Source organism: Desulfosporosinus sp. OT (assembly GCF_000224515.1).
GTDB lineage: Bacteria > Bacillota > Desulfitobacteriia > Desulfitobacteriales > Desulfitobacteriaceae > Desulfosporosinus.
In genome coordinates, this window is sequence record NZ_AGAF01000061.1 from 32,573 (window position 1) to 41,816 (window position 9,244).

Below are 9,244 nucleotides of genomic sequence, written 5' to 3' on the forward strand. Positions count from 1 at the left end.
GGCAATTACAGAATGAATTCTTATTTGACGGGATTATTTGTGCTATAACCGCAAATCCTGTTTTGACCTGTTTAATATTCTCAAGTAATGATTAGCTTCTCTTAATACATGATCTGCTAACAGTGGAATGATTATTGATTTTATTTTACAGGTTAATAAACCTTCTGTACCGGCTGCTTTAAAATCCCTGAAGGCACGGGTTGTTGTGATAGTTTCTCCTGTTAACTGCCCTAGCGTTATTGTGCCTTGCCCCCCTCCCTGGGCTATATGCTCAAGCCTATCAAACTGTCCCACAAAATTATTTGCTTTAGCAATTAGATCGGATTCAGTTGGGTCTAATAAATGACTAATAAACTGTGCGTGCTCAGCCATTTGCCTATTCCAAAACTTTTCTTCTTCGATAGCTTCCTGAACAAAATCAACTACCAAGCGCCGTTGCAAACGTTCTAATTGATGTATGTAGAAAAGTGCTTCTCTTCGGATATGTATTATTAATAAAGGAAAATTGAAAGTGAACAATTTACATTGCAGCATTCCTTCAAGAATGTTGGTTTTAAATTGAACCAAAGCATTCGTTAAACTAATACCTTTCTGATTTATGGCAGTGACTTGGGCCTCCAGTTGGGATAGATTTACACCTGCATTGGGAGTTAGTCTGAGTTCTTCTGTCGTTATAACTGATTCAATGGAAATACCGGAAAGTTCCTCGGTAATTTGTTCTGCCCGTAGAGTTTTATCTGTTATCGATTCCCCCGAAGTTAATGTTTCCTCGCTAACTACCCCATTAGCGAGGATTACAGCTTCGTGTAAGACCTCGGCAAATTGCGACTTAAACATATCTGCTTGCTGCGCAAATGCGGCATCTTTTGCTACAAAACCAGCTTCTAGAAATATTGAATGTTCTTTCATAATTCGCCCAAAAAAGAGGTGTAGTTCCAGTGATTCGCGGACAAAATCTCCTGGTAGTAACAGTGTGTTCAAACAAATCCCTCCCCGTTCTTCCTTTCCAGTATTTTAGTTTATTCCCCCTATCTTTTAAAAAGACCCCCAGCTAAATGACCAAGCGACCAATATGATTTCCAAATTTCTTTATGAAATCAACTATAAAATTCCAAACATTATTCCTGAAATTCAGGGAAGACTTTATATGTAATAAGTTGAAAATTTAAGGGAGGTGTTCTTTCTTGATCAATAAAGAAATTGAAATAGTAGGTTCTACCAGTAAATCAGAACAACTTAAAGATAGATATTCGCAGATGGAAGATAGTTTTAGCGAGTTAAAACGACAGGCTTTATTACATGAAACACAAGGATTAGTACCGATTCAAGAACAGCAGGCTCAACTGCAACAACGACAAGGACAAGGACAAACAAGTTAATCAATCTCATCATTTAAAAAAGAGAGCGCTCACCGGGAAATACTTATCTAGTTCTATATAGCAATTCTTAGAAACATTAAGAACCTGTTGCCTATTTGCAACAACTCGAAAACATATCGAGAGTTTAGGTTAAAAGAGATAAACCTAATGATTCAAAAAGACTCGCCTAATATTTGGCGAGTCTTCATTTTTTTCCAGAGTTTGTTGGGCAACACGTAAAAAAATATTCCAAGAATTTACTCGACGGAACCGGTCGCTACGCAACTGAACCAGATCATCCCAGAATCTGTTCTGCGCAAAGCACTCCGTCCACCGCAGCCGATATGATACCTCCCGCGTATCCTGCTCCTTCCCCACAGGGGTAAAGACCTTTGATGCCAATAGCCTCTAAGCTGTCCCCTCTTGTGATGCGCACTGGGGAAGAACTGCGGGTTTCAGCCCCCGTCAACAGCGCATCTGGATAGGCAAAGCCGGGCATCCACTGGTCCATCTCTAAGATCGCTTGTCGTAGCGAATGAGTGATATATTCCGGTAAAAAAGAATCCAGCTCGGCGAACTCAGTTCCGGGCAGATAGGTAGGCAGGACATCTCCGAAAGCTGTTGTTTTGCGCTTTTGGAGAAAATCTTCCAACCTTTGTACTGGTGCTTTATATCCTCCGCCGCCCGCTGCAAAGGCTGCTGCCTCTATCCTGCGCTGAAAAGCACAACCGGCAAGTGGATCATCGTTGTCTAGATCATTCTTCCCGATGGTCACCAAGAGCGCAGTATTGGCATTTCTACCGTCTCGCGCGAATTCGCTCATTCCATTCGTTGTCAGTCTGTTTTCCTCTGACGTCGCTGCAACAACTGTCCCTCCTGGGCACATGCAAAAAGTATATACCCCTCTTCCGTTTTGCAGATGCACTACCATTTTGTAATCGGCTGCGCCAAGCTCAGGGTGCCCGGCGAAACCACCGTACTGGATTTTGTCGATCATCTCTTGGGCGTGTTCAATGCGCACTCCCACTGCAAAGGGCTTTTGTTCTATATAAACGCCGCTATTCAGCAAACTTTCAAACGTATCCCGTGCGCTATGTCCGATGGCCAAGACAACATTGTCTGTAGAAACTTCGGAATTTTTCCCCTTTTCTTCAAAGCGTACACCTGTCACCTGTCCATCCTTGATCAATATTTCTGTTACGGTCGCCTTAAAGCGCACCTCACCGCCGAGACTTATTACTTGCTCCCTAATTCTCTTAACCGTGTCATTCAAACGATCGGTACCGATATGCGGCTTGCTTAAATACAGAATTTCTGGCGGCGCACCGGCCTGCACAAACTCGTTGAGCACCTTCATTTTGCGACAATTCTTCTGCCCAATTTTCAACTTGCCGTCTGAAAAGGCACCTGCGCCTCCCTCACCGAACTGCACATTCGTTTGGGTATCAAGAATTCCGGTCCGCCAAAAGTTTAATACCTTTCTTTTGCGGCTATCGACATCGAGTCCCCTCTCCAGTAGAATCGGTCTGGCCCCTGCTTGGGCCAGAATCAAGGCCGCAAACATTCCTGCGGGGCCGCAGCCTACAATCACTGGACGCTCTTTGAGTTTTTTAATCGTTGGCACTGTATAGATTAACTCCGTTTCTTGGGAGATACTTTTGTTCCTATTCATGGCAATGACTTCGTTTTCGTCTCCTGAAATACAGACAACCACCGTCATATCGAAATGGATGTCCTCTTTGTTGCGAGCATTTACTGTGCGTTTTGTAATGCTGATCCGTTCTATACGGCTATGCTCTATATGCAACCTTTTGGCGACCATGTCCTCCAGCATTTTTAAATCATACGTAAGCGCTACTACTAAATCAGTGATTTTAATCATTATTTTCTCCTAACAGATAAATTGATAACTAGAAGCAAAACAATGCTATTTTGCATTTGCCTTACCACAGCCTAACCCCTACCTAATTTAACAGGCATGGGTTAGTATACTACAAAATTAGTCTCGGGGTTATCTTAATTTGCGAATATCCCAAAAAGCCATCGACTCTGATCTTTGAAATAAATCCTCTAGATCCGCCTATTGACAATTTGCCTGAATGCTGTATTATTGTATTAAGCTCCTAATACAGTCATACATGAGGTGATAAAATGCTATGGGAATTAAAATCTGACAGACCCATTTACACCCAGCTCGTCGAGCATATCAAACAGAGGGTATTTTCCGGAACTTATCCCCTAGGGTCGAGACTCCCGTCCGTGCGGGACATGGCTCAAGAAGCTGCGGTTAATCCCAATACCATGCAGAGAGCTCTAGCGAAATTGGAGGAAGAAGGCCTAATAATAACGCACCGAACGAGCGGTCGGTCGATTACGGAGGATGCAAGTATGGTGGAATTAGCAAAAACCAAATTAGCTAAGGATCAAATCTTGGAGTTTCTAGAAAAAATGCAGCTGATGGGCTTTGAACAAAAGGAGATCTTAACTATTATTACCAACTTGGTCAAGGAGATGAAGGAATGAGCACTATCTTAGAATGTAACAGCCTTACAAAAAAGTTCGGCAGCAAAATAGCTTTATCTGGGGTTGATTTAAAAATTGAGCGCGGGCAAATCGTGGGCCTCCTCGGACCTAACGGCAGCGGAAAAAGCACCCTCATCAAGCTGGCCAACGAGCTCTTGACCCCTACGAGTGGAAATATTCTCATTGGAGGCCAGCCCCCAGGTATTGAAACCAAGAAAATCGTGTCCTATCTCCCGGAAAGGACATATTTGAATGATTGGATGCGCGTACACCAAATCATCGAACTCTTTACTGATTTCTATGCTGATTTTAAACCTGAGAAAGCTTATGAAATGCTAAAACGGCTCAACATCAACGCTAATGACAGACTAAAAACCATGTCCAAAGGAACAAAGGAAAAGGTACAGCTGATTCTTGTTATGAGCCGCGAAGCAGAGCTTTATCTCTTGGATGAACCTATAGGCGGAGTGGATCCTGCAGCAAGAGATTATATTCTTAAAACGATTCTTGGTAATTACAACGAAAATGCTACAGTGATTATCTCATCCCATCTCATTTCCGATATTGAGAAAATATTAGATTATGTGATTTTCATCAATCAGGGCCAAGTGGTATTGACCTCTTCTGTCGATGATATCCGGGATGAAAAGAGTACATCAGTGGATGCTTTATTCAGGGAGGTGTTCAAATGTTAAGCAAGCTATTAAAATATGAGATAAAAGCTACCGGAAGGATATTCCTACCCTTTTTTCTTTCAATCCTGATCTTCGCTGGAATCACCAAATTCATTTCTGCTATTGATCCCCAGAAATGGAATACTCCCGCAACTATTAGCATGGTCATTTATATCGTTCTTATGGCAGGTATGTTCGTAATGACCTTAACGATGATGATTCAACGTTTTAATAAAAATCTACTTTCCGATGAAGGCTATTTGATGCATACCCTACCAGTAAAGCCCTGGAAACACATTGTCAGTAAGCTCCTGGTGTCTATGCTGTGGATGATTGGCAGTGTAGCTGTTGCCCTGATTTCCATTCTGGTAATCACTTATAAAAAAGGGATGCTTGGCGAAATCGTCAAAGGATTGGCAACTGTTCATAATCGAGTTATCGACCAGTTAGGTCCTTCAGCTTACCTTTTGACCCTTGAGGTTATCCTAGGAGTTCTTATAAGCCTGGCTTCGGGAATATTGCTGGTCTATGCTTCTATTGCCCTCGGACATTTGTTCAATCGGCATAAAATGCTGGCATCGTTCGGTGCATTTATTGCCCTTAATACGCTTACCCAGATATTTTTCAAGTTGGTAAGTTTAATCCCTGGAATAGCTCATTTCTATAATTTTTCGATCCATAATATGGCTGCGAGTGATTCTGTTCGCTATCAATTAGTAATCTGTTATGGAATATTTTTTGCCGGACTTTTATGTGCCGCTTACTTCGCAGCAACCAATTTCATTTTAAGCAAACGACTGAATTTGGAATAGAAACAGCAAAACAAGCTATGGCAATTTCCAGATATCAAATAAAGCTCCTAATCATAAAAGCAAAAAGCCGAAGCATTTTAGATCTTACAAAAAGGGAGTCAATCAGTCTATAGTCTGATTGACTCCCTTTTCGTACAGGGTCACATTTCTAATTATCTTTCGCAAGTCATCGCTAATTCTAAGTTATTAGATGATCCATTAAATTAGATTTGGCAATCTATAAATATTTTCAGTTCAACGTTACATGATATGGTCAACTTCCTTGCCCGGCTTGATGATGCTTTGCTGATTGCTTTTTTCTTTGTCCATATTTTATCTCCATCTAAAAAGCTGTTCAAGAAGTACAATACCTATTATTACCAATTCAGAAGATGATAATGATATGATACGATGTCAGTTCGAAACCTTTTTTGATTTCGAAAGTCTAAATAACTGTAGTAACTTCTCGTCTGTTTAATGTATTTGAAATCTTAGATATTTATTGCAATTGTCTTTGCTAACTCTTGAGTTCCTTCCAGCATTTGAAGGTCAAGCATAGCCTATCCAACTAGGCCTGCCGATACCCCTCCAGAAAATCGCCCAGACGGTCACAGGCAATTTTTAATTCCTCGATTTTTGGCAAATATACGATACGGAAATGATCAGGCAATGGCCAGTTGAATCCACGCCCATGAACCATGAGGATATGTTTTTCATGAAGAAAGTCCAGGATAAATTTTTCATCATCCGTGATATTGAACCGCTTGGTATCAATCCGGGGGAAGACATAGAAGGCAGCTTTAGGCTTAAACACCTGAAGACCAGGAATATTGTTTAAGGTATTGACGATATATTCGCGCTGCTCATATATCCGTCCTCCGGGCAAAAGAGTGTCGTCGCATTTATGGATGTCAGAAAGGGCTGTTTTAATAACGTACTGCGATTGTACATTTGAACACAACCGCATGGATGATAACATGTTTAACCCGTCAATATAGCCGCGCGCATGTGACTTATCTCCGCTTAAGCACATCCATCCGCAGCGGAATCCGGCGATCTTATGGGATTTGGAAAGGCCGTTCAGGGTTACAACAAATAAATCGGGAGCCAATGAAGCAATGGATGTGTGCTGATAGCCATCCATCACAAGACGGTCATATATTTCGTCAGAGAAAATAATAAGACTGTGCTGCCGTGCAAGTTCTACAACCTGTTCCAATAATTCGGTTGGATATAATGCACCGGTCGGATTGTTTGGATTTATAATAACAATGCCTTTCGTCTTTGCAGTTATTTTTCTGCTTATATCTTGTATATCCGGATACCATTCGGACTGCTCATCGCAGATGTAATGGACGGCTTTTCCGCCCGACAATGTGATAGCCCCCGTCCATAGCGGATAATCGGGAGCGGGGACGAGAATCTCATCTCCGTTGTTGAGAAGTCCCTGCATTGCCATAACGATTAGCTCGCTGACACCATTTCCGGTATATACATCGTTTACTCCAACATGCGGTATTTTTTTAAATTCGCAGTAATTTACGATTGCTTCACGGGCTGAAAGAATACCCTTTGAGTCTGAATATCCTTCCGCATTGTGTAGATTTTCTGTCATCTCGTGAATTATCTCTCTAGGAGCCTCAAATCCGAACGGGGCAGGATTGCCGATGTTTAAACTTAAAATATTGATGCCTTGACTACGCATGCGCTCAGCTTCCTCAAGCACAGGCCCACGTACATCATAACAGACATAATCCAGCTTCTTTGACATATTAAATGTTCTCATTACAAATCACCGCTTTCAAAAATTATCGCCATCTGTCTAACGGGTGGTTCCTTTTTTATTCGTTAGTTTAGTAACTTGAATAACTCTCTGCTTTAACGGAAAGGTGGTTTTGAATTCGCTACGCTTAACAGGCTAAAGCCTATAATAAAAGCCCTAAGCTGATTTAATCAGCTTAGGGCGAATTAGCAAATCCGTGTTACCACCTAAATTCAGAGGTTACTCTGCTCTCTGCCGGCAAAAAATGCCGCTCCGTTATAACGGCCGGAACTCCGGTAAAGCTTACTGGACAGATATCATTCAGCTAAACAGCTCAGAAATGGCTTCCTTGTTTTCTTCACGAAGATTTTCACCAACCATCTTCTCTCTGCGCATATAAAAACAGGTAATTTTTCTTCATAGCTTAATGTATTAATTTTTGCCATTATAGTTCATGCGTTTAAAAAAGTCAATATCTTTAATCTGTCTGCATAATCCACTAACAACGAAACTTACGGCGGAAGCTTACAGGCTGGCAATATTTCACAAAAACAAATTGGCAAGATATACTGTTCACGCCATTTGTTTCTAACATAATCGAGAATGAGTTCAGGTAAAGCATACCGTCTTGTCAGAAGTATAGGACTCCCTTGGCTGGCTGCATACTAAGCGATGGACAAGGCGCATCTGGGACGTTTTCTCCGGAGACGACAAAGACTTGCTCACTTGGTCCGAGATAATTAGCGGCCGCAGCCGATGTATCATACTGGGTTATACCTGCAAGACGTATCACCTGAATATTTCTTGACTTAAGATTTTCTTCAATCTGACCAGACACGACTCCCGTACCGCCGACGATAAACACTCTTTCCTACAGTCCGAGGTTACAAGCTCTTAATTACACCAGAATATTATTATTAACCCTACTCAGGCACGTCGATATATTCGGATAATCTAGATTTAAGAATTTCAATTAATTCTATATCCATAAATCGGTAATCATCTGGGATATCAAGACAGATAATCTTCTTAGTATAAATCTGAGAACCAAATTTAGTTTTAAGTCTTCTATTGTGCTTTTTCTCCATCACAAAAATTATATCAGCCCAACCTATATGACCACTAGTTACCTTAATACGAGCATTTTCTTCAGTACCAGCTGACCTTACCTCATAGCCATTGAACCCATGAAATATCTTTTCAGCAGTTAAACTACGCCATTTATTTCTGCTACATATAAACAGTATTTTAATATGCTTCACATCCATAACTATCTAATTTGGTACCTTACAAAGTAATTGTCACTAACTCTTATAATTCTAGTTATAGGCAATATATCCCAGTTGTATAGATAATCGAAACTATTAATTAGAATATCCTACGCTTTATATGAATACCCCTCTCCTATTACATGTCCATGGGACAAAACCGAATCCAATAGGAGGTTCGTAAAATCCATGGGTTCTGAAACAAAGAAATGCGTCGATTGCCATGGTTTGCCCCTCCCAGCAAAAAAAACACTCTCTTAAATATCCTTTTCAACTCATAGATGCTCGCAGGAATCCAGCTCATCTTTTGACCAGCCTTGTAAGTTGACCCTCCAACTGTGTTACCATTTCTTAAAAGCTCCGATAGTAAGTACTTTAGAAATCTCACTGTCGGACTTTTTTAATACGGATATCTTTAGTAATTTAGAACAAGAACTCAAATGAATCTGCAATTTCTCTCCGCCTGACTCTCTGCATAATCGAGATACATTGTGACAAATCGATCTAGAGATTTAATCTCCTTTTCTGTAAGATAGTTTTTGGCGACAGAAACATCACTTTTTATAATTTTACCGTTTGGGCATTTCTCCAAGTAGTTAGGCCCATATGTTCCTTTGTATTATCTGCTCTGTTATAAATAACTTCTGCTGCTGTGCTTCCATGGATTGCATAATGCAGTTTGTTTTGAACGGTCTTAAAGAAATCCTTTGTTAACTTTGTATTTGGGCTGTAATCTACAGCAGTAGCGTAAATATCCGTGATTTTTTGATAGAACCTTCTTTCACTGGCCCGAATTTCTCTGATTTCTTCCAGCAAATGTTCGAAGTATTCCTCGTTTAAGAAGGTTCCATTTTTTAATCTCTCTTTG

9 protein-coding genes and 1 pseudogene are annotated in these 9,244 nt (G+C 40.8%); 4 read left to right on the plus strand and 6 right to left on the minus strand.

Annotated features, from left to right (window positions below; all coding sequences use genetic code 11):
* Nucleotides 1–42 precede the first annotated feature (42 nt).
* Nucleotides 43–981, minus strand: coding sequence for a DUF2935 domain-containing protein (locus tag DOT_RS05345; RefSeq protein ID WP_009615302.1), 939 nt, complete (start codon nucleotides 979–981; stop codon nucleotides 43–45).
* A gap of 203 nt (nucleotides 982–1,184) precedes the next feature.
* On the opposite strand from DOT_RS05345, the gene DOT_RS05350 reads away from it, so the two are divergent.
* Nucleotides 1,185–1,379 carry a hypothetical protein gene (locus tag DOT_RS05350; RefSeq protein ID WP_009615303.1) on the plus strand — a complete coding sequence of 65 codons (195 nt, stop codon included), beginning with the start codon at nucleotides 1,185–1,187 and terminating at the stop codon, nucleotides 1,377–1,379.
* 274 nt (nucleotides 1,380–1,653) lie between these two features.
* On the opposite strand, the gene DOT_RS05355 is transcribed toward DOT_RS05350, so the two are convergent.
* Nucleotides 1,654–3,240, minus strand: a complete 1,587-nt coding sequence (locus DOT_RS05355) for an FAD-dependent protein (RefSeq protein ID WP_009615304.1) — start codon at nucleotides 3,238–3,240, stop codon at nucleotides 1,654–1,656.
* 269 nt (nucleotides 3,241–3,509) lie between these two features.
* Here DOT_RS05355 and DOT_RS05360 point away from each other — a divergent pair, with 269 nt between their 5' ends.
* The 3 genes from DOT_RS05360 to DOT_RS05370 are packed head-to-tail and all read left to right on the plus strand — an operon-like array spanning nucleotide 3,510 to nucleotide 5,367.
* Entirely contained in the window at nucleotides 3,510–3,881 is a 372-nt protein-coding gene (locus DOT_RS05360; protein ID WP_009615305.1) for a GntR family transcriptional regulator, read from the plus strand.
* Nucleotides 3,878–4,576, plus strand: coding sequence for an ABC transporter ATP-binding protein (locus DOT_RS05365; protein WP_009615306.1), 699 nt, complete (start codon nucleotides 3,878–3,880; stop codon nucleotides 4,574–4,576). Before DOT_RS05360 ends, DOT_RS05365 begins: the two co-directional genes overlap by 4 nt.
* Nucleotides 4,570–5,367, plus strand: coding sequence for a hypothetical protein (locus tag DOT_RS05370; RefSeq protein WP_009615307.1), 798 nt, complete (start codon nucleotides 4,570–4,572; stop codon nucleotides 5,365–5,367). The genes DOT_RS05365 and DOT_RS05370 overlap by 7 nt, the downstream gene beginning before the upstream one ends.
* Nucleotides 5,368–5,914: 547 nt before the next feature.
* Here the strand turns inward: DOT_RS05370 and DOT_RS05375 are convergent.
* The 4 genes and pseudogenes from DOT_RS05375 to rhuM all read right to left on the minus strand — a co-directional run.
* Complete coding sequence (locus tag DOT_RS05375) at nucleotides 5,915–7,132, minus strand: pyridoxal phosphate-dependent aminotransferase (protein ID WP_009615309.1); 1,218 nt, start codon at nucleotides 7,130–7,132, stop codon at nucleotides 5,915–5,917.
* 607 nt (nucleotides 7,133–7,739) lie between these two features.
* Nucleotides 7,740–7,973, minus strand: coding sequence for a cell wall-binding repeat-containing protein (locus DOT_RS05380; RefSeq protein WP_009615310.1), 234 nt, complete (start codon nucleotides 7,971–7,973; stop codon nucleotides 7,740–7,742).
* 58 nt (nucleotides 7,974–8,031) lie between these two features.
* Entirely contained in the window at nucleotides 8,032–8,376 is a 345-nt protein-coding gene (locus tag DOT_RS05385) for a protein-tyrosine-phosphatase (protein WP_009615311.1), read from the minus strand.
* Nucleotides 8,377–8,830: 454 nt separating this feature from the next.
* A pseudogene (gene rhuM, locus DOT_RS05390) lies at nucleotides 8,831–9,244 on the minus strand (RhuM family protein); the annotation flags it as partial.

Bases quoted from the DNA above. Each gene is read 5' to 3' on its own strand.
- DOT_RS05355 (WP_009615304.1), bottom strand. From the start codon at position 3,240: ATGATTAAAATCACTGATTTAGTAGTAGCGCTTACGTATGATTTAAAA.
- DOT_RS05360 (WP_009615305.1), top strand. From the start codon at position 3,510: ATGCTATGGGAATTAAAATCTGACAGACCCATTTACACCCAGCTCGTC.
- DOT_RS05365 (WP_009615306.1), top strand. From the start codon at position 3,878: ATGAGCACTATCTTAGAATGTAACAGCCTTACAAAAAAGTTCGGCAGC.
- DOT_RS05370 (WP_009615307.1), top strand. From the start codon at position 4,570: ATGTTAAGCAAGCTATTAAAATATGAGATAAAAGCTACCGGAAGGATA.
- DOT_RS05375 (WP_009615309.1), bottom strand. From the start codon at position 7,132: ATGAGAACATTTAATATGTCAAAGAAGCTGGATTATGTCTGTTATGAT.
- DOT_RS05385 (WP_009615311.1), bottom strand. From the start codon at position 8,376: ATGGATGTGAAGCATATTAAAATACTGTTTATATGTAGCAGAAATAAA.